This window comes from Microcoleus sp. K4-B3 (assembly GCF_036704615.1).
Taxonomy (GTDB): domain Bacteria; phylum Cyanobacteriota; class Cyanobacteriia; order Cyanobacteriales; family Microcoleaceae; genus Microcoleus.
In genome coordinates, this window is record NZ_JAUBSF010000085.1 from 1 (window position 1) to 21,823 (window position 21,823).

A 21,823-nucleotide genomic window follows, 5' to 3' on the forward strand; every position below is an offset into this window, starting at 1 on the left:
TTTGCCATCCTGAGACGGATAGCACTTAACGCTCTTAATCAGGAGAAAACATTGCAGCGTAGTCTTCGTCAAAAAATCAAACAGGCTTCTATGAATAATGATTATATGATGACTGCTATCAACTCGTTTTGTCAAGCTTGATTGAGATGCTCTTACCCTGGCAGAAGAACTGAAAGCTCTTCTGGGTCAACAGAAAGATGCTGTGTGCCACGAAAAACTGCAAGCTCTGTATTGGCTCAAAACCCAAACGGCAGATAGCGTATTGTCTGTGGCGGTGCGGCGCACGGTAAACATCGTACCACAATACAAAGATGGTTGTCTAGTTATTGATCGGGAGGCATCGCAGAATTATTATACCAAAAACCTCGATCGGGAAGACCAAGAATCATGACAGCCGAAACTGTAGATAGATTATCAAAAGAATTGCTCGCTCCCGAAGGATTCAGTAGTTACCAAGAGGTACATCAATGGCTGACAACCTGCTGCGAAGTAAAAGTGGCATATCGGACAGTAAATAAATGGACAAAATATCGCCTAAAAGGAAAATTACGCATTGCCACGTCCCGTGAGTGAAAAACAGAAACTAGGGGCAGTAGTAGAATTTAAAAAAAACTCCCATTTCTTATAAAAACTTGTCTGAGTAAGAATTATAGCTTTTTATCAAACTGAAAAAAAACTGATATTGGAGTCAAGATTAAAGTCGGATGGGGCTGCATACAATTCAAATAATAAAGTTAACAGGTTACGGAATAAAACCGCAAGTCCAAGTGCAATGGAACTTTACTTATTTGTGGCTGTATGGGGCAGTAGAACCGCTAACTGGAGCCAGCTTTTTTTAGGAATTTACACATTTAGATACAGTGTGCTTCGAGAAAATTTTAGAGCTATTTGCTAGTGAGTATCCGGAGGATTTACATATAATTTAAGTAGAAAATGGAAGATTTCATAACTCTTTAAATCTCAGCATACCAGAAAATGTTATTTTACTGTTTCAACCCGCATACAGTCCGGAAGTAAACCCCATAGAAAGACTGTGGGGATAGGTAAAAGAACAATTGCAATGGTTGAGATTTGACCAAATAGAAGAGTTGAGAGCATTGCTCAGCAAAAAGAGTTAAATAAGTTGACGTTGGAAGTTATTGCTTCTTTGACGGGATGGGAATTTATTTTAGATGCTCTATCTGTAGCATGACTTTAGGAAATTGGTATAATCTACAAACTATTTGCAAAAAGTGTAATATTGGCAAAAGTAATCGAGACAGCACAAGACTTTGTGTGACTTGTGATGAATTAATAGATCGAATGTAGATAGCGTAATTTTTCGGTGCATGACTTTTATTAGTCACCCGTGATAAATTTGAAATAATTTGTGGTCACGCAGCCTACAATTACAGCTATTAACTTATCAACTGCTTGAAGGCATCGTATTCGCGAATCTTCTCCAAATCAGCTTCACTTTTTGCCAACTCTTTACACACATTCGGATTGAGATTGAGGGCGCGCTTTAAATTTTCAATTGCTAGTTCAATTTTACCTTGTAGTGCATAACATCGGGCTTTATTGTACCAAATTCTGTAAAAGTCAGGTCGGATTTTAGCAGCATTTTCGTAGGAATCAATCGCAGCTTCGTATTTTTGCAATTTGGAAAGTGCAACGCCTCGATTGTTCCAAGCATCAGTATAATCATTTTTAATTTGTAGAGCTTGATTGTAAGAAATTACTGCCTGTTCGTACTCCTGCATTTTGGAAAAAGCAACGCCTCGGTTGTTCCAAGCGTCGGCGTAATCGGGTTTGGCTTGAATTGCCTGTTCGTAACAGCCGATCGCCTCCTGGTACTTCTGCAACTCCAACAATACCACGCCTCGATTGTTCCAAGCGTCGGGATAATTGGGGCGAATTGTAGTAGCTTGTTCGTAAGAGGCGATCGCCTCTGGATACCGCTGCATTCTCGTCAGCACTACTCCCCGGTTATTCCAAGTATCGGCTAAATCCGGCTGAATTTGCAGGGCAAGATTGTAAGCAGCAATCGCATCTTCATAACGGTTTTCAAAGAAACAAGCATCTCCCTGTTTAGCATAGTCGCCTGCCGTCACTAGCTGTTGGTGATTGCCGTAGTTAACCGGAGCAAATTCTTGAATTTGGGCATCGGGCAATAACAAGTCTGTTTCTGCATCCGCCGCGTGACTTTGGTGTTGAATTTCGCCTAAGATACTTTCAGCGTCCGAAATTAATAGTTTTAATTGAGAGATTGTATCGTAATGGAGACTTTCAATTTCTTGGCGAGCAACTGTTGTCTGCTTGGACAATTTGCTCAACAGAAACCAAACCCCGACTCCGGCTGCTGTCGGAAACAAAGTTAGGGCAATTATCAGCCCGTTCAGCAGTACCGCCGTGCGCCCGAAAGCAATGTCAACTTCTTCTTGAACTCGATCGCGAATTTCGTCTTTCAGTTGCTGCTGTGGGAATTGCTGCTGAACCAAAAGTGCGACCCTCGGTTCAGACGCAGAAACGCTACTGGCGCAGACTAGAATAGTCAAAAGGGCGATCGGGCTAATACTTTTTCTAAAGATACTTGACAAACGCATTGCCTTAGTGATACGCACCTGAGTTGCGATTTCCATGTGTCAAGAGATGCTGATAACGATGATCCCAGACTAGCCCATTTGTTCAAGAACTATTAAATACAGGATATCTGTTGTGCAGTCCCCCCCGATCAAATTGCTGACGCAAGAATTGCTAGACGAAGTTGCCGCTTCCTCCCGCCGCAGTCCCCGCCAGCGACAAAACTACAATTTCCACGATTTGTCTGAAAAAGTGCAGCGGTTTGTCAACGTGCTGCAACCAGGCACTTACGTCCGCCCTCACCAACACCTGCGCCCGCCTGCAATTAACGGTTTTGAGTTTTTCGTAGTGATTCAAGGAGAAGTGGGTATTGTTATTTTGAATGAAAACGGTCAAATCCTCCGTTCCTTGCGAGTCAGCGCTGCGGGCCCGACTCGCGCTGTCGAACTGCCAGAGGGCACTATTCATACGTTAGTAGCTTTGGCACCGGATACTGTGATTTTGGAGTTTAAGGAAGGGCCTTACGACGTGGGGGCGGATAAAGACTTTTTGGCAAGTTTTCCTACTGAGGGAACTGCGGCGGCGCGGGAATTAGTCCTGATTTGGGAAGCGGAATTTAACAGTTGACTGATGACTGTTGAGTGTTAAATGTTGACTGTTGACTGTTGACTGTTGACTGTTAAAAATCTAAAATCTAAAATCTAAAATCTAAAATCGATGGGCTGATTACTACTGACTGATGAATCTAATTGTCGTCATCCGATTGTATAAATCCGGGGCGGTGCGAACAATTTTTCTCAGAAGTTCATCCGTCACCCAAAAGACGACGGGAAAGGAAAATGTTTTGCTGAATTCGCTGCATAGTAGGTTGGTAGAAACGAGCAATCTATCGATCGCCAGCACTGATTCCAAACCGAGGATCATTAAAGCTGTAGGCTTTTCCCCGTCTAGTTCTGCAGCGATTGTCCTGTAGAGAGTTGTTGCCGATTCGGGCAAAAACAGTTGCCGCGGTTTGACGGCACAAGTTGCTTGCAGCCGATCGACTATTTGCTGCCGCAAAGCCAGCGAGTTGCAGTGGACTAAAACGAAAGAAAAGTAACCTTGGGAAAGACGGAGCGCCCGAATTAAAGTTGAGAACGACCGCTCGTTATATTTAGCTGAATCGTACTTATCTGCATCGTCTTTAGCTGTATTTTCTGAGCTTGTGTGGACCATAAATTGCAGGTCTTTCATCTAGTTTTATAGATTTTATAGATTAAATGCTATTTCTAAAGAAAATGTGAAATTGTTTTTTTTATTAAAAACATTTCGGTAAGTATAGCACGGTTTTAAATGAATATCAATAGTCCGATCGACTAATTTGGCCCCGGCCGCTCAAAAAGCCGCCTGCGACCGTACAACCAAAGTAGAGCAGAAGGCAGGAGGCAGAAAGCAGAAGCAATATTTCGCAACGGTTTCAGCAATTAAGAAGGTTCTAAATGTCGGGCGCTGTTGTTAGATTAAATGTAATTAAACAGACAAAAAAATTACCGGGAATTCTCAGCCAGCGGCAAAGTAAACCAAAAAGTTGCCCCTGCACCGGGACTGCTAATTACCCCAATTTCCCCGCCGTGAGCGCCAATAATTTGTCGGCAAAGATATAGACCCAAACCCAAACCAAGGGAGTGTCGGGATTGATAACCCCTAACGTAGAGGTCAAAAAGATGTTCGCACTGTTCCGGCAATATTCCCACCCCGTCATCTTCAACGGTACAGTAAATCATGCTACTTGGAGAATTAGCGATTGGGGATTGATAATTGGGGATTGGGGATTGTGGATTGGTAATCGGTAATTTGTCGATGTCTTGTTTTGCTTGTCTTTGATTTATAATTAATTTTTCCGCCTTAATTACTTGAGCGGAAACCGTTAAATTCAGTCCGGGCAGATTGTGTTTTAAAGCATTAGCAATTAAATTAGAAAACACGCGCCTTAACTGAGTAGTGTCAGCATTCACGGCGGGAAAATCATCAGGTACCAAATTTTTAAAATTAGCTTGAGCCTCATTCATTAAAGGCTCCAAATCGGCCGCAGCAGCTTCAACGACCCCCCTCAAATCAACCCGATCGCAGTGCAAAACAAAACCGCGCAATTCCCCGGCGTGAACTTCCAAAAGCGAATTTATCAACCGCAACTGCTGCTCGCTACCTTGAATCATCCGCTCCAAAACAGAACGGGGAATTGCGATCGAATCCCCGGTTTTTGTCTGCCAATTTTTCAGCACCATTAACATTCCCGCCACCGGGTTTCGCAAGTCGTGAGAAAGAGCGTGGATAAACAGCCGCAGCGATTCTTGTGCCTGTTTGCGCTGCGTGATATCCTCAATTAAACCCTCATAATAAAGCAGGGAGCCGCTGCTGTCCCGTACCGCCCGCGCCTTCTCGGAAATCCAGACAATACTGCCGTCTGAGCGGTAAATTTTAGATTCAAAATCCGATACTGTGCCGCTTTCCTCGATCGCTCGCAAAAACTCTTTTCTGCGAGCCGGATCGACATACAACTGCCGCTCGATATCAGTAAACTTTGCCGTCACTTCTTCCGGGGAATCGCAGCCGTAAATCCGCGCCAAAGCTGGATTTGCAGTAATATAACGACCATCGGGAGTGCTTTGAAAAATCCCCTCGCCCGCATTCTCAAAAATGCTGCGGTACTTCGCCTCCGCCACCTCCAACTGCTGGTAAGCAGATTCCAACTCGCGCCTGGTACTAAACTCTTTCCGTTGCAGACATTCGTACCAATAAACCGACAAATCGCAAATCAAACAAAACCAAAACAAATATAAGTAAAACCAGGTCAACTTAAAAGCAGTATACTTAGCAAAACTTAGATTTAAAACCAAATTTATCCCGACGTGGCAACACAAAACGCCGAGTTGAGAAATCAGGTGGAGGCGCCAGCGGACGGGCATCAGCGTAGCTTGGATCAGAAACGCTAAACTCCAGGTAAAAATTGGTAATTCCCCGGCTTGTGCGACAGCTAGCCCAAGCTGTACAACCACCGTCAGCGACCACGAAAAACCCAAAAATAGCAAACCGGGATAGCGCTGTCCGAAGGAGGTTTTTTGCAACACAAAACAGGTCAATAAACCAAACTCTACAGCAGCGCTAGTGTACAAATAAACACTTTTAAACTCCTGGCGAGCGAAGAATCTTTCGCCCACAAAATAGACCGTTATTGTGAAGGCAAAAAAGATGGCAATTCCGACAGCAGGGCGCAGCCGTTCTCGGAGGAAGCGATCGCGCCACACCTCGTAAACCGTTAACGCCTGAACTGATTTTGCATTGCCCAAATAGCTCATACCATTTTAGATTTTAGATTTTAGATTTTAGATTGGGAAAGAGGGATCGTCCGAGTTGACAGCAGGTAGCGAAAACCAGAAAGTCGAGCCTTCTCCGGGAGTGCTTTCGACGCCGATCGAGCCGCCGTGAGCTTTGATAATTTGCTTGGAGAGGTACAATCCCAAACCCAGCCCTGTTAATTGTCGGCTATTAGGGTCTTGAACGTAAAGTTCAAACAGAGATGCCCGCTGTTTGGCGCTGATTCCCACTCCATTATCTGTTACAGTACAGCGAACCATTTTTACGGTGACTCCGGGCAATTTGCTGCCGATATTGCCAATTTGACCCTGATAGCGGGGCATTTTGCAACTGCCGTCGAGGTTGAATTTGGCCAGGGTTTCCTGATTTTTCTGGGTAGTCTCGCAAATCCTAGGACGATCGCCCGCAGCAGATATCCGGTTAGCGATACAGCGGGCAAGCTGATTATTGGGCGATGTTAAAGCCTGGGAATTTTCTTCATAACTTAGCGCTGTTTCAACAGCAATTACCTCGGCTTTAAAAGTTATATTTACTCCCGGAGGATTGTGTTTAATAGCATTAGTCAACAGATTTTCTAGCACCCGCTGCAAGTGTTGGCGATCGGCATTGACTTGTGGCAAATCCGCCGGAATATCCTGAGTCAAAGTTGCTTGGTTTTTGGCCAGCATCGGTTCTAAATCGGCAACAATGGCTGAAGCTAAAGACGGCAAATGCAGAGGTACAGTATTGAGAACAATACCTTTCACCTCGCTAGCGTGAGCGTCGAGCAGGGCATTAACCATAGTCAACTGGTGTTCGCTGGCCTGAACGATCCGCTGCAAAATCGATCGAGAAACCGGAACATCTTGTAGAGAGTCTGAGGGCGATTTGTTGAGCAAGTTTTTTAGCAGTATTAACATTCCCATAACTGGAGTGCGGAGATTGTGAGAAACTGCGTGCAAAAATAGGTCTTTCAGGCGGTTGCTTTCTTGCAGTTCGTGCATTTTTTGCTGTAGTTGGCGGGTGCGTTCCTCTACTTGAGATTCCAAGTTGGCATTGAGATCTTTAACCTGCTGCAAAAGTTGGGCTTGCTGGAGAGCGATCGCCACTTGGGTAGCGAGTTTTTCCAACAAATCAATTTCAAATTCCTGCCACTGGCGGGGCCCCGAGCACTGGTTGACGGCTAAGATCCCGAACAATTGATCCCCCAGGAAGATCGGCACATTTAACGTCGCGCGAATTTGATAGTCGCTGTACAATTGGGCAATTGGAACGCTGAGTTGAACGCTAGCAGTATCGGAGATAGCTCGGACGCGGTTGTTAGCATAAAAAGTTTTCTGGTTTTCGAGGTGATTCTCGTCAGCGAGTACCCACCCCAAAAGAGAACGGCATTGGGCATCCACAGACTCGGCCACAACCTTACCGTACACCGGGCTAGGAAGATGTACCCCGTCCGCGTCCATAATACCGATGAAAGCGCGGTCTGCCTTGAAAAATTGCCGGACTTCGGCAACAGTAGTGTTGAGAATTTCTTCGAGGTCGAGGGAGTGGCGAATTCGCAGCGCCATTTCTGAGAGCAAGCGATCGCGATCGGAGGACGCTCGCAAAGCGGCTTCCGCGCAGTGGCGCTCGGTAACGTCTTGGACTGTGGCGGAAATGACGTTTGAGTTAATTGCCGACTGTTCGCAGACAGTACGCACTCCGCCGTCTGGAAGCACGATCCGGTAATCAATGCAATAGGGTTTGCGCTCAAACATAGCTTGAGACTGCGATCGCGCCACCAATTCTCGGTCTTCTGGATGTACGGCCTGCAAAAAAACTTCTGGTGTCGGTTTGACGGTTCCCGGAGCAAAACCCAAGAGGCGGTAAAGTTCGTCCGACCACCGCAATTCGATATTGGGTGTAAGGTGTTCCGACAATTCCTGAAAGCTCTCAGTTACTGCGACGGCGGCGCAATTTAAATCCCAATTGCCCAACTGAGCGATGCGCTGAGCTTTGGCCAGACTAGCTTCGCGCGATCGCAGCGCCGCCGCCGTGCGGCGCACTTCCTGCAGCGCTTGCTGGCGTTCTGCTACGGCGGCCGCCAACATCAGAGCCACAAGGGCGATCGTACCGATAAAAGCTTGTAAAAACAACACCGCTTGTTTGAGATTATCGCTTTTGGCGAAAAATGGGCCACCTCCCTGCACCGCTCCCAAAATCGCGATGTAAGACACGATCGAATAAGCAAAAATCGCTCCCGGCGGTTGAAACCGCAGGGCGGCCCAAACTATCAGAGGAAAAGGCAAATACTCCAGCGGATACAGAGCGATCCCCGCCTGTGTTTTCGAGCAAAAAAACAGCCAGCTAACGCTCAGCAAGAGAGTCAGCCAAAGCGCTATTTCTGAATAATTAACAATTAAAAATAAAAGCTGAGAGCGGTTTTCAATTGCTGGAGACGTTCGCGGGTAATTAGTAATTGGTAATTGGTACTTCGGCCTGTTAAAAACTGCTATAAAAGTTGAAATAATGCGGGGTTTTATTTGAAATTTAAAACTATTAACGGCGTGGTTTAAAGTCAGCAGCAATGGCGTCACGATCAAAATTCCCATGCCGTCTCCGAGCCACGCAGTCCACCAGTTCCGAGAGAAATTGCTCCACTGAACCCAACCAAAAATGCACGCGCCCAAGTTGCCGAGGGTAGAACCGAGCAAAGTGGACCCGATGACAGCGCCCGCCACCAAACTCAGAACATCTCGCAATCGATCGAGTTTGGTAGAAAATTCGCTCCGGCTCAGCAAAGCCTCCCCAGCCAGCGCTTGCAGGGTGACGCTAAAGGCTGATGTGACAATGACGGCGGACGGTATACCGGCGGTAGAGTTTAACAGCACCGAACCGAGGGCAATTCCCGGCCACATCCGCCGCCCTAGCAGTAGCAGCGCCGCTAGAGCAATACCGGCAGGCGGCCACACGGGGGAGACTTCGGCTTTTACCAGCCCCAGCATCGACGCTGCGAGTTTTCCGGTAACAAAGTAGGTCAGAGCCAGGATACCGGCGTACAGAAGCGGTCGAGTGCGGCGGTTGAGCAGTTTCATGTTTAGTGCGATCGAATCCTCCATTGCTAGTTTTAAATTTAGGCGGCATTGGGGCGATCGGGCTTCCTCCTGGCGACTCACCTGACTGGGGGAGTGGGGAGTTGACTGTTGACTGTTGACTGTTGACTGTTGACTGTTATTCGTAGCAGCTACCCACTAACTAATGACTAATGACTACTGACTACTGACTGCTGACTACTGACTACTGACTACTGACTAATGACTAATGACTAATGACTTCTTAGAATCCAAAACTCCGCTTGCCATCCGGCTTAACAGTAAGCCAATTGGTCTTTGCCATTGCCAGTTGTTCATCAGAAACTGTCGCGTTGGTAAGATTCGCCCCGCACAAATTTGCTCCCCGCAAATTTGCCTTAGTCAAATAAGCCCCCGTCAAGTCAGCACCTCGGAAATCCGCGCCTTCAAAATTGGCAGTGCTGCAATAAGCCTCAGTCAAGTTAGCATCTCGCAAATTCGCCTTAATTAACCTCGCGTGACCCAAATTTGCCCCCGACAAATCCGCTGCTTGCAAATTTGCCTTCACCAACCTAGCCTGATAAAAATTCCCCCCCGCTAACTGCAATTTTTGCAGTTGCAAGCCAGAGAGTTCGCAGTCAGCAAAATCGCGCTTGCCTTTAAAATATGCCGCTCGCAAGCTGTTGGTGTCCCACTTAACAACAGCTTTCGTTACCTTTTGCCCTGCTAAATTGCCGCTGGAAGGTCCAACCGTTCCGAAAGTTCTGCCTGACTCAGCCAGAGTTCGGGAAACTCTGGGCTGCATCCCCGTGTTCCCGGATTGGCTCCAGGAAGTTCTACCAATGCGGCTTTGGTTCGAGCGTAAATCTTCATTGATTTTGCTCCTCGGCGGTGACCACGAAGAACCCTCGTCATTAAATATTGTCGGTTCTTCAACTGTACGAGAAGAGCCGTTGAATTGAGTTGCCAAGCCGTCCATCAGAGTTGGGTCTTCAAATTGGCCCGAGAGAGCTCTGAGGACATCTGCTGCCGATTGGAAGCGGTGGCCAACCATCGGCTTGAGCATTTTTTCGAGAATCCGTGCAAAATTTGGGCTTACCTGAACGTGGGGCTGCCAAACAATTTCGCCAGTTACTCCATCAAAATCTAAATCCTTGGGCGACTTTCCTGTGAGCAAGTACAAGCAAGTCATGCCCACAGCGTAGATGTCGCTGGCAAATATCGGTCGCAGCGCCATTTGTTCCGGGGGAGCGAAACTAAATGTGCCGACTGAAAATTTCGTGTTGGCGCTTTGGTCGGCGGGGTCTAATAATATTGTTTGGCTGACTTGATCTTTTACCGCTCCGAAGTCAATCAGAACTAAGTGGCTGTCTTGAACTCGGCGAATAATATTTGCGGGTTTGATGTCTCTGTGAATTACTCCTTGGCTGTGGATATATTGCACTACTGGCAGAATTTCTAATAGAAAATTTTTAACGTCGGATTCGTTGAAACGGCCTGAATGCTTGACTTCTTGTTTCAAAGTCGAGCCTTTAACATACTCTTGAACTAAGTAAAATTGCTGTTCGGTTTCAAAATAGTCTAGCAGCCTCGGTACTTGCGGGTGGTCGCCCAGTTGGCCGAGGGTTTTCGCTTCTCGCTTGAATAATTCCCGCGCCATTTCTAAAACTCGCGGCGACGAACTACTGGGTCGCAGTTGCTTGACAACACAACTCGGTTGACCGGGCAATGAGATGTCTTTTGCCAGAAATGTAGCTCCAAAACCTCCTTGTCCTAAAGGTTCAATGACTCGGTAGCGAGCGCGCAGCAATAACCGCGCACCGCAAGTCTGACACTGAAGAATAGAGTCAGCAGGGTTTTGAGGATGGGGACAGCCCGGATTTACGCAGTAGCTCATGTTAATTGAGTTTGCCTATGTTTTTCTGATTTTGCCAGCGTCGCTCGACTGCACAAATTGCCTGTTCCTGCTTCTGGTAGAAATACTGATCTATCAGTTGTCGGCGGGCCGTGCGTCCGGTTGCGAATTGGAATTGCACCTAAGTCTTTTAGGCAGATATCTTTTCCCTATTTTGATTATCTCGCTGCTGTGAGTTTTTTCTGTGGATTATCCTTGAAAATAGTTTAAAGACTTGCTAAATTTGTCCTTTTTTGTGTAAAGTCTTTCTACACTTAGGTGAGCTTTCAAGAGTCCGGACAGTTTTTAGTTAGTAATCTGACACCCTCGATTTTCCGTTGGTAGCGAACTTGCCGAATCGCCTTGAAACCCTTATTCTAAGGTTGGCAATCAAAAACTGTCCGAAGTATAGATCTTTGCACTGTGAGATATTTCTAGCATACCTCATTATCTGAATGAGAATGTTACTAATCCCCCCAGCAGCCATCAACATAAGTGACCGATCGCTCGTTTTTGCTTATGTATACCACGAAACTATTGACAAAATTAAATTATTATGGTAGTAAAGGCTTTGCCGAATAAATTCTGTGACTGCACAGTCGAAGCCGGCCGGCGCAGACTAATGACTAATAACTACCGAGCACTGACAACTAACTACTGACTAAATTATGCGTATTTCTCTAAACTGGCTGCGGGAATTGGTGGATGTGTCGATATCCCCGGAAGAATTAGCCGAAACCCTGACAATGGCAGGGTTTGAAGTCGAAGAAATTGAAGACCGCCGCCCTTGGGCAAGCGGGGTAGTTTTGGGCAAAATCATCGCCTGCGAACAGCATCCGAATGCAGACAAATTGAGAGTTTGTCAAGTGGATGTCGGCTCTTGTGAAGCTTTGAATATTGTTTGCGGCGCACCCAACGCTAGGGCAGACATTTACGTGCCTGTCGCTGTTGTCGGAACTGTTCTGCCGACTATTGATTTAAAGATTAAACCGGCTAAATTGCGGGGCGTTCCTTCCGAAGGAATGATTTGCTCTCTGGCAGAATTGGGACTGGCTAAAGAGTCAGCAGGCATTCACATTTTCGAGTTAGAAAATCCCGAATTGGGCAGCGATATTCGCCCTCTTTTGGGTTTAGACGACGTGATTTTAGACTTGACAGCAACTGCAAACCGTGCTGACGCTTTGAGCATGGTGGGTGTAGCGCGGGAAGTGGCGGCGCTGACTGGGGCGAGTTTGAGAATTCCCGAAGCGAATGGTGTTGTGATTGAGGGCAAAGAAAGTCCTGGTTTGGCAGTAGAAATATCGGAACCGCAAGGATGCCCGATTTACATCGGCACGGCAATTGAAGGTGTGAAAATTGCTGCTTCTCCGGCTTGGTTGCAGCAGCGGTTGCAGGCGGCGGGAGTGCGGCCGATTAATAATGTGGTTGACGTGACTAATTACATTTTATTGGAATGGGGACAACCGCTCCACGCTTTCGATCGCGATCGCCTGCAATCTTTCACCGGCACTCAAGATATCAGCATCGGCGTCCGCTTTGCTAAAACAGGCGAATCCTTCAAAACTTTGGACGGACAAAACCGCAATTTGCAAGCTCAAAACCTGTTAATTACTGCTAGCGACAAACCAGTTGCCTTAGCTGGGGTAATGGGCGGCGAAGATACGGAAGTTCACGAAGGCACGCAAAATTTAGTTTTGGAAGCAGCGATTTTTGACCAGGCAACGATTCGCCGTTCTGCGCGCGCTCAAGGCTTGCGCAGCGAGGCATCGATCCGCTACGAACGGGGGGTGAATCAGGCGGCCTTGACGACGGCCTGCAACCGCGCTGTAGCTCTAATTTTGGAGTTGGCTGGAGGCACTGCGACGGTGCAGAAAACGGCGAGTTCGGGCGATGATTTGAGTTTTAGCCGATCGCTCGAATTGCGTTTAGACCGAGTAAATCTGGTTTTGGGGCAGTTGAAAAGAGGACAAACGGGCGGTTCAAAATATCTGGAACCGGAAGAGGTAAAAAATATTCTCACAGCCTTGGGATGCGAAGTTGTTGCGACGGAAAAAAAACGGGTGTTTGCGATAACTGTTCCTGCTTACCGCTACCGCGATTTAGAAAGGGAAATTGACTTAATTGAAGAAGTTGCCAGACTCCACGGCTACGACAATTTCTGCGATACTTTGCCTAGCAAAACAGAACCCGGTTATTTGTCGCCGGAATATGCGGCAATTCGGAATGTGCGATCGGCTTTTCGGGCTGCCGGTTTGACGGAGTTGATGCACTATTCTTTGGTGAAAACTGAGGGAGACAATCAGGTTGTGCTGGCGAATCCGCTGTTTGTGGAGTATTCGGCTTTGCGGACTGAGATGCTGTCGGGTTTGATTGATGCTTTCGGGTACAATTTGGAACAGGGAAATGGGGCGCTAAACGGTTTTGAAGTCGGCCGCATTTTCTGGAAAGATGCGGATGCAATGAAGGAAGCTGATGCAGTAGCGGGGATTATCGGCGGCGATCCGACTGTGTGGAAATGGCAGCAGGGAGGGCGCGATCGACCTTTGAGTTGGTTTGAGGCAAAAGGTATTTTGGAAAGCGCATTTCAAGAGTTGGGTTTGTCGGTGGAATATCAAAGCGATTCCTCGAATACACGCTTGCATCCGGGCCGCACCGCTGCGTTATCGTTAAACGGGAAATATTTAGGAGTTTTCGGACAGTTGCACCCGCAATTGCAGCAAGAAAAGGATTTGCCTGAGCAGGTTTACGTGTTTCAATTAGATTTAGCGGTGCTGTTGGGTGAATTAGGGCGATCGAGCATTTCGACTCGCAAGTTTGCGGGTTATTCGAGTTTCCCCGCTTCTGACAGAGATATTGCGTTTTTCGCGCCTGTAGAGGTTGCGGTTGTTCAGATGCAAAGTGCGATGAAAAAGGCGGCGGGTAGTTTGCTGGATTCGGTGGAACTGTTCGACGAATATCGGGGCGACAACGTACCGGCGGGCCAGCGGAGTTTGGCTTTTCGGTTAGTTTACCGCGCGGGCGATCGAACATTAAGCGAAACTGATGTCGAACCAGCCCAACAAAAAGTCCGCGATGTTTTAGTTGAGAAATTCGGCGTTAGTTTGAGAAGCTAAAATAGGCCGTCAGCCACCAATGGAGGCCGCCAGGGAAGGAGTTCCCTGGCGGACTCAGGGAAAAAGCGTTAAATTGACACCAATGGCCGCAACATATCCCGAACCATAAAGGAAATATCGGGAAACTGCAAAGGAGAAATACTCCCATCATCCCCGAGAATCACCCGACTTTGATAACCATCCTGACTCGGTTCTCGAAAAACGTGGAGTTGCCGATTATTAACATCCAAAACCCAATAATCTGCAATTTCAGATTGAGCATAAAGATTTGCTTTTATCCCCAAATCTGTTCTCAGCGTAGTATCGGCTACTTCAATAATTAGATAAACTTCAGAAGGAGTAGGATGATGGTCTTCATAGTAAAGTGGATCGGGTACAACTACAGCAATATCAGGTTCAGGTTCCGAGTAATCATTTAACCGAACTGGATCTTGCAGCCGCACCAAAACTCGATTTCCCAAACGATTTTCCAGTAACTTCTCTGTGCGTTTCACCGCTGCACCATGTGCTGTTCCTTTTGCTGCCATCTTTACTATTTGTCCTGCCAATAATTCTACTCGTTCATCTTCGTCAAAAATCCCAATTTCGGCCATGCGACGATACTCTTGAACCGTCAACAAACGAATGTCTAATAAATTCATAGCAATCTACTCCTCTCTAACAATCATCTCTGTTTCCCCTCTTCCTCTGCGCCCTCTGCGCCCTCTGCGGTTCATTAATCTTATTCTTAAAATTTTAGTTAAAACCTCTTACTCTTATTGTACAATAACTTTTAAACAAATTCATCTAAAGCTCAAAAATATGACCAAATATGTGATGTGGGGAAGTTACTGCGAAGACGTTCTCGAAAAACGCGCTCCGTTTCGAGACGATCATTTAGCCGGATTGGCTAAGCAGAAGGAATCGGGCGTTTTAAGTACGATCGGGCCTACAAAAGATTTAACTAAAATTTTTGCAATTTACGAAGCCGAAGATGAGGCGGCTGTGCGACAATTGGTTGAAACCGATCCTTATTGGGTAAATGGGGTTTGGACTGAATACGACGTGAAAGAGTGGATTCAAGCTTTTTAAGGGAGTTAACAGGGTGAACATCTTAAGATTGGATGACAGCGATTTAGTTCCAGTGGATTATGGCGATTTGCTGGACAATATTTTAGAAGTTTTGCAGGGAAAAAACCCGTTTAATATATCAGATGACCGCCGCCGTCTGATCGTCGATATTGATGCCATTGCTGCTGATGTTGCAAAAATGCAAGTGCGGACACCATTGGGTTCCTATGAACGTCAAGCAGATGCTGCTACGGTTAATTTTCCGCCCGAAGTAGAGGAGCTTTTTGGCGATAGAGTTAGGCAGATTAAAGAGTGTTTGCGGCAGCACTTAGCATCTAAATTGCTCCCACAAAATACTTCTCTTGAAAAGTTTGTCGCTAGCTTAATCACTCCTTTAGATTCATCCTCTTTTCAGGGAGACGGCAAAAAGTTAGGTCTCAAATACGATTTTGGTACTCGCCACACTTCTTTAGAAAAAGAAAAGCTAACTTTGGAACGCCGAGTCTCTGGAAGTCCTGGGACTTTAAAACTGCATAAATTGACTATTGCGGTACGAAATACCGATATTTTTCAACAACAGCTAAAGGAGGGTTTAGAAAACTATATTAGGGAAAATGCCGAGAATAGCGACGATAGGCAAGAACTTAACCATCGTCTTGATGAGATGGTTAATAATGAATACTCGGATTTTCATAAATTGATCCGACTGGTAGACAAAGAAACCCTAGGAAAAATTAACAAAGAAGCCAAGATTACTTATTTGGAGTATCTGCTGGAACACATCAGCCCTAGCAGCACAGATACTGTAGGAATCATCTATTTAAAAGATTTGATTCGTCGTCTCAGATTGATAGAAGATTACATCAACGACAGCAGTAAAGCCGATGGCGAGTATGCTGCAAATTATGCTGGTGTTAGAGTTAATTACAGAGAAATTTTTGCGCGATCGGAATTTTTAGATGCGCTGCCAATTATTCCCCTGGTAGAAGGTTATTTGGGAGAAAGCACAGACAATCATCGGAACGAACGTAAATTTATCTTTGGTCTCAAACTAAAATTAGACAACCCAGTTCAAGCGCGCGGTGGAAAGGACGTATTTGAATATCATCTGAATCTGCTAAATCCCGATAGTGAAGAACACAAAGCAGAACTTACCGAAGATGCTAATACCGAAACCTTCGTCCGCAAGGTGTTAAAAATAGCATTTTTGTATCACTGTGTGTTTGCATCTCACCACACTCCAGGGTCGCCAAATTACAACCCAGAATTGGAACTTGAATTTAATCCTATTCCGGCTTTTGAGCAACTCATGAAAGATGTATTAAATCGTGATAATGAGGTAATCAAAAAAAGACTTTTCCGAAATTTTGTTACACGCTTTAAGGAGGTTAATGTTAAACATAAAATTAACCATCTTAAAAGAATGCTGAAAGGCTTTCTTGAACGCCAGACAATTTTGCCAAGCCGTACAGAAACGCGACACGTAAACCTCAAAATAGGTCTGTTAGAAGACATTGACAATATTTTGAATAATGGTAAATTTTTCAATGAAGTTCTGGATCGAAATTACAAGCAGACACTCCATTATATTGTCGTCGAACAGCCTAGTGTTGATGAAACAGCAATCTGTCAGCTACCGATAAATATTACTATCGAAGATGTCCGCTATTTTCCTACTGATGAACGCCAAAATTTCAGCATGGAATACAATATCAAAGGTGTCGATATTTTGCCGATGCTTTCAGCACCTAAAGCCGATCGTTCTAGAAAAATATACAACCAGCATTTTTTAACAACAAAATTAGTGTTGTTTCCTTATGACGACAAACGACTAGACAGCGGTGATAAAGGTTTACAACCGACGGCGGCTTTTGTATATAAATTTACGATGTTGCTGCTGTCTTATATCTGCCTGAGAGTTTTACTCGAAAATACTGCAAAAAACTTATTTATTCCGATGGTGAGGCTGCATGAAGGTGACGACAAAAATCCTTCGCCCTCAGAAAAATTTATGGCTAACCTTTCCAAAACATTATCTCACATTTTGAGTGAAAAACAACGCTCAACTTCTCAGGGATTTCGTATTAAAGAAGATCCAAATAGTTACAAACTTCATAACGGTTTGAGTTCAATGTATTCAATTCTGCCGAAAAAGTTTAAATTTAGCAATGTGCAGTTATCTCCAGAGTTGGATAATTTAGCAATCATTGTTGTTTCCAGTCGCGACAGTGATGCTAAAAAAAGTAATAAAAACCGCTTCCAAAGAACAGCTAGTTTAATCGGAGAAGCTATTGGGATTAATCGCCTAGAAGACGATGCAATTGAAGTCAAAGTGCTGAAAACTTTTTCCGAGAATTACAGTGTCAGCCGCCTTTATACTGAGCCGTTAATCCTTGAAGATGCAATGAGTCAGCTTTATCAGCAAGGATATCGGAATTTCGCATATATTTCGCAAGCACCTTACATGAGTACGCTGCATATTACAAAGACTGAGGAAGACGAGGAATTGTCTTTTATGTCAAAAAAATTGCTCCGAACTTTGAAGGGAGAGCGACGAGATATCAAAATTTATCCGATGTTTTTTGATAAATACTATGTCCGCAGTTTCCTAGGTGATAAGGGAAAACCTTTTTACATTCAGGATGCTATGGAGCTTTCGAGCTTGTTTGCAGATACCAGTCAACAAGCTGTAATGTTTTTTAACTTGTTTAACGGACTTAAGGTAAAGGAGGATAAAAACTTTTATAACGGTGTGATTTCCTACTCGACTCTGTTGCATATATACGACGGAATTCTCGACGATCAAGACCTTCACCAAGGGTTAATTTACGACGGTGCAATTAAAGATACGTTGCTACATTATTTGACAATTTTTCACTTTTACCGCTATGAAGCTCGCAAAAAAGATATGAGTTTTAAACTTGACCCCTACGAGCAGATTATCGGGGATGAATCCGTTGGTGCTTTATCTGTGTTTAGTCATCCGGGCGGGAATGCTGAGTTTAATTCCCTGGCATTTTTGAATAAGGTAAGAGAAGTATTAAATGTCACTAAGGGCAGTACACAATTATGATCGGTGAAGATTTTGGGCGGCTGTTTGAGGTGGGATTCAATATCGGGATTCTGGCATATATTCAGCGGGAAAATTTAAGTCACAATTTTGGTGATTCCTACCGTCTAGATTTGCAGAGGCTCAAATTGCCAAAGATGACGGCCGAAATCGTCAGGGAAGCCAATCTGCTGGCTAGTTTAGATGCTGAAATAGTTGAGAGATGGAGTTTATTCTTTGTCCAAAAAGGCTTTTTGGGTGGGTTGAATTTTTTCCGGGAGTACGTCAAATCTACTGGCTGGAAGAATTTGCAGCGGTTGGAAATTGTGTATTGTCAGTGCAGTTTTAGTGATGCTAACAGTATCAGAACCTATAACAAGGGTGAGAAAGAAGCGTTTAAAGAGTTATTGTCTCAGTTGAGAACTGCCAAACTTAGTTTATCAGATGATGAGATTAACTCGTACATCCGCCGCTACTCGAAAAAGGGTGAGTTTTTGCAGGCTGATACGCTGATGCTCTTACAGTATGGAAATGATTTTAGAATTCTCTGTGTTGATTTGTCTGTGTTTTCTCCGACGCTAGCTCCCAAACCGGAGGATATCAATGAAATAGAGGTGATACGGAAATATTTGATGAGAGAAATTAGCTATTTGCGATCGAAAAGTGTGTTTTCTAATCTGCGGATGGATACCAGCACTTTAGGTGTTGATTTCTCGGAGGATTTAAAACGATTTTTTACAGCTTTTAAGTATAAAGATAAGGAAAGCGCTAAGCTGATTCAGGCGGGTAGCTACGCTCACAGCTTCTATGAATTTTTGCAACAAACTGGTATAATTTCAAGTGATGCTGAGGTTTTGTTTAATGTGGTTGGTTATGGCGATCGCAATATTAGCGCTATTTCCCTACGCAAGGACAAAATCAAGTTATTAGCAACTTGTGCTCAGATTTACCAGAATGAACCGAAAGGTAAAGAGATTAGCGATGCTCGCACCGAAGTTTTGGATGTTATTCAACTCAACGCGGCTCGCAGTTTTAAAAAAGGCAGAAAGTTTGTTGATTCTCTGTTAGGCATTGGGACAAATGTCACTGAACCTGTACCTCATACAGAACGGATAGACGATTTTGTTAATTCAATAGATATTATATCAGATAAGCTGGCAGATGACTTGCAAATTTCTCGCGGATTAGACCTGCGAAATGCTCACGCTGAATTGATTGTGAAAGCGCTTCAGTCTGATGAAACTTATATCTTTTTGACTGGGAATCCGGGAATTGGGAAAACAACTGCGATCGCCAATTTCCTCAAAACCCATATCGACGACGGTTTCTTATTCCTGTACGTCAGTCCCCGCAAGCAAGTAAACTTGGATATTATCGAAAAATTCCAAGATAAAAATACGGGTTTGCTGTGCAACGATCGATTATTTTGTATCAACACTAACGCCGATATCATCAAAAGCAATTCAGGACACTGTACCGTCAAGTACGCATCGAATAAATATCGCGAAGATTTGACAAAAAAAGCTGTTCGCTTCCTCAAGGATGATTCAGAAATTAAGAGGACGGAATATCATCAATCAGAACTTGAAAAAAAGGGAGAAACAGTAATTAAACCCATTAATCCCAAAGGAAATGGAGTGCTTAAGAGCATTTGCGAAGGTATATACGCGCTGATAAATTGCCAGGTATCTAATAATATCGTAGCCACCGTTTCTATTCAATCGGTGAAGATGAAAGAGAACCGACAAAATACCCTAGAGCATTTAGATAAAATTTTTCAAGATACTTACAATAAACGGGACAAACGGGTCATTCCCGCTAAGATGCAAGAAATATCCAGTCGCATCAAACATATTTTCATTATGATAGATGAAATTACGGGAGATGATGGTGGCGTTGAGTTTTTAGCCGGAATTGCCAAGATTGTCAAAAAACATGAGTTGCACAAGCGAGAACACGGCTTTAATACTAAAATTATTGTCGCAGATGCTTCGATTGTGGACTGCGATGTCATCAAACAACACCTTGATAACACGTCACCGGAACCGGATAAAATCTACTTTAAAAAATTAGCAAAAAATTCTAATGTAAGTGAACCTTTACAAGTCATTCCTTTTAAATTTAAGAATCTACCTGCAAAGGTGATTAATGCGAATTCCTACCCGGCGCGCAGTTTAGAGATAACTTACAAGGTATTTGTAGAAAGTGTTAAATATCAGGAAGATGCGCCTTTAAAACAGAATAGTAATTTAGTAAAGCGGGTACAGTCTGAAATAATTCAGGATATCAATCAGCGATTAGCCATCCCAGGTGTAGAACAAATTATAGTATACATTCAGAACAAGCAAAGATTAACTGAATTAATTACTAAAATTAGAGATTATCGCGAAAAGTTTGAGCAGTTTACCGATTATCTGGAAATTCACGCGAATATCTCGGAAGAGGAGAAAGAAAAAATACAGGAATTCAAAAATACAGCTAAAGTAATCTTTATGACTGCATCGGGAAGTCGCGGACTTTCTTTCCCGAAAACTAAGCATATTTTAGTTGATATTCCCCGCTTTCAGATTGAGAAAAATCTCATGGAAGTGATACAGGTGATTTATCGGGGACGCGGGGAAGATGAGAACGGTAAAACCCTTGATGGTGAAGACAAGGAATTGGTTTTTTACCTATCTGATACCGCAGTTTATTACGCTGATGATGCGGAACTTTCCCTGCAAGAAAGCAAATTGAGTTTGTTGAATTTATTGCTAATTCTCAAGACGGCGGTGATGACGCGAATTTCGGGATATGGTTATTTAGGTAGGGAAAAGTTTTTGATGATTCCGATTGGCGGTAAGTCGGTTTCCGCAGTCGGGGATACTTTTAGCAGCAAAATGGCGGCTCTAATTAAGACATTAAAGAGCGAGAGCCAGCGAGGAAATATGTTGTTTAAGGAGGTTTATACGAGTCTGGAACAGCTTTTGGGTCGCGGGGAGTTTCTTTTGAAAAATTCTGATAAGTCTCGTCAAAAGGGCGATTCCTATCTGGAAATGCGGGAGGATTTTAATCGTAAATTTTTGAAAAAGTGCAATCCTCTTGATGGTTTGTTGAGCTATGATAATTTAGAACTCGGTCATGTTTGCGGTAGTTTGTTGCTCGTACCTCTAGCTAAGCAAAATTTGGTAGAAACATACCAGATGTCGCTTCATCGAGAAATTAAGGAATGTCTAGAGAAGAAGTTGCTGGACAAAATGTATCGAATTAGGGATAGCGATTCGTCCCCGGAGAATGTACGATCGGCAATTAGAGGAGGTGCGATCGAATTATTGCAATTTCTCAACAGCGAAGTCGAGAAAACTCAGTATCTCGAACAGCAGAGTCAGCAGTTCGATCGCTATTATGCCATACCGCTATTTGCCTTCGTTAGCGGGGAGGAAATGCAGGAGTATTTTGCTGACAATAAGGTGGAAGAACCGGAAGACAGGCGGTTTCGGGATATTTTGTCGGCTTATGTGCGATCGATCTACCCTGTAGATAGTGTAATGCCGATCGGACACAAGTATCGAGATTTCCCATTTATTGTGTTTAGAAGCTACAGTTTAGAGCAAAGTCGAGAAAAGATTTTTACAGATAAATATCTTTTAAGTTCCAACGAATTGAACGTGCTTAATTTAATTTTGTCGAAGCAGGTAAACTGAAACTTGTAGGGTATGTCAGTTAGCTGTCAACCTATCTGCAGATAAAATAAAACTCTTCTGATATCGTTTCCGGTGCCACCGGAATTATA

General features: G+C 44.3%; 13 protein-coding genes and 1 pseudogene. 7 read left to right on the forward strand and 7 right to left on the reverse strand.

What is annotated here, in order from left to right:
* Nucleotides 1–141: pseudogene (locus QUA78_RS25935) on the forward strand (ISAs1 family transposase); the annotation flags it as partial.
* Nucleotides 142–202: 61 nt separating this feature from the next.
* Nucleotides 203–391, forward strand: coding sequence for a hypothetical protein (locus QUA78_RS25940; protein WP_333303155.1), 189 nt, complete (start codon nt 203–205; stop codon nt 389–391).
* Nucleotides 392–1,397: 1,006 nt separating this feature from the next.
* On the opposite strand, the gene QUA78_RS25945 is transcribed toward QUA78_RS25940, so the two are convergent.
* Nucleotides 1,398–2,621 (reverse strand): tetratricopeptide repeat protein, encoded by a 1,224-nt coding sequence (locus tag QUA78_RS25945; RefSeq protein ID WP_333303157.1) that lies wholly within the window; start codon nt 2,619–2,621, stop codon nt 1,398–1,400.
* A 76-nt stretch (nt 2,622–2,697) separates the two neighbouring features.
* Here QUA78_RS25945 and QUA78_RS25950 point away from each other — a divergent pair, with 76 nt between their 5' ends.
* Entirely contained in the window at nt 2,698–3,189 is a 492-nt protein-coding gene (locus QUA78_RS25950; RefSeq protein ID WP_333303158.1) for a WbuC family cupin fold metalloprotein, read from the forward strand.
* 102 nt (nt 3,190–3,291) lie between these two features.
* Here the strand turns inward: QUA78_RS25950 and QUA78_RS25955 are convergent, their stop codons facing one another.
* The 5 genes from QUA78_RS25955 to QUA78_RS25975 form a co-directional block, all read right to left on the reverse strand.
* A complete protein-coding gene (locus QUA78_RS25955) occupies nt 3,292–3,777 on the reverse strand; it encodes a hypothetical protein (protein ID WP_333303159.1) in 486 nt (161 codons plus the stop codon).
* A gap of 311 nt (nt 3,778–4,088) precedes the next feature.
* Nucleotides 4,089–5,897, reverse strand: a complete 1,809-nt coding sequence (locus tag QUA78_RS25960) for a PAS domain-containing sensor histidine kinase (RefSeq protein WP_333303160.1) — start codon at nt 5,895–5,897, stop codon at nt 4,089–4,091.
* A 27-nt stretch (nt 5,898–5,924) separates the two neighbouring features.
* On the reverse strand, nt 5,925–9,050 hold the full coding sequence (locus QUA78_RS25965) for an MASE1 domain-containing protein (protein ID WP_333303161.1): 3,126 nt from the start codon (nt 9,048–9,050) through the stop codon (nt 5,925–5,927).
* A 160-nt stretch (nt 9,051–9,210) separates the two neighbouring features.
* Nucleotides 9,211–10,842 (reverse strand): serine/threonine-protein kinase, encoded by a 1,632-nt coding sequence (locus QUA78_RS25970; RefSeq protein ID WP_333303162.1) that lies wholly within the window; start codon nt 10,840–10,842, stop codon nt 9,211–9,213.
* A gap of 1 nt (nt 10,843) precedes the next feature.
* Nucleotides 10,844–10,981, reverse strand: coding sequence for a hypothetical protein (locus QUA78_RS25975; protein ID WP_333303163.1), 138 nt, complete (start codon nt 10,979–10,981; stop codon nt 10,844–10,846).
* Between the two features lie 526 nt (nt 10,982–11,507).
* Between QUA78_RS25975 and pheT the strand changes: the two genes are divergently transcribed.
* Nucleotides 11,508–13,952: a phenylalanine--tRNA ligase subunit beta gene (gene pheT / locus QUA78_RS25980; RefSeq protein WP_333303164.1), complete on the forward strand. Its 2,445-nt coding sequence runs from the start codon at nt 11,508–11,510 to the stop codon at nt 13,950–13,952.
* Between the two features lie 68 nt (nt 13,953–14,020).
* On the opposite strand, the gene QUA78_RS25985 is transcribed toward pheT, so the two are convergent.
* Entirely contained in the window at nt 14,021–14,593 is a 573-nt protein-coding gene (locus QUA78_RS25985) for a Uma2 family endonuclease (RefSeq protein ID WP_333303165.1), read from the reverse strand.
* A 160-nt stretch (nt 14,594–14,753) separates the two neighbouring features.
* Between QUA78_RS25985 and QUA78_RS25990 the strand changes: the two genes are divergently transcribed.
* From QUA78_RS25990 to QUA78_RS26000, 3 genes are read left to right on the forward strand one after another with little or no spacing between them, the layout of a single operon-like run.
* Nucleotides 14,754–15,023, forward strand: a complete 270-nt coding sequence (locus tag QUA78_RS25990; RefSeq protein ID WP_333303166.1) for a YciI family protein — start codon at nt 14,754–14,756, stop codon at nt 15,021–15,023.
* A 13-nt stretch (nt 15,024–15,036) separates the two neighbouring features.
* On the forward strand, nt 15,037–18,075 hold the full coding sequence (locus tag QUA78_RS25995) for a hypothetical protein (RefSeq protein ID WP_333303167.1): 3,039 nt from the start codon (nt 15,037–15,039) through the stop codon (nt 18,073–18,075).
* Nucleotides 18,072–21,734 carry a helicase-related protein gene (locus QUA78_RS26000; RefSeq protein WP_333303168.1) on the forward strand — a complete coding sequence of 1,221 codons (3,663 nt, stop codon included), beginning with the start codon at nt 18,072–18,074 and terminating at the stop codon, nt 21,732–21,734. The genes QUA78_RS25995 and QUA78_RS26000 overlap by 4 nt, the downstream gene beginning before the upstream one ends.
* Nucleotides 21,735–21,823 lie beyond the last annotated feature (89 nt).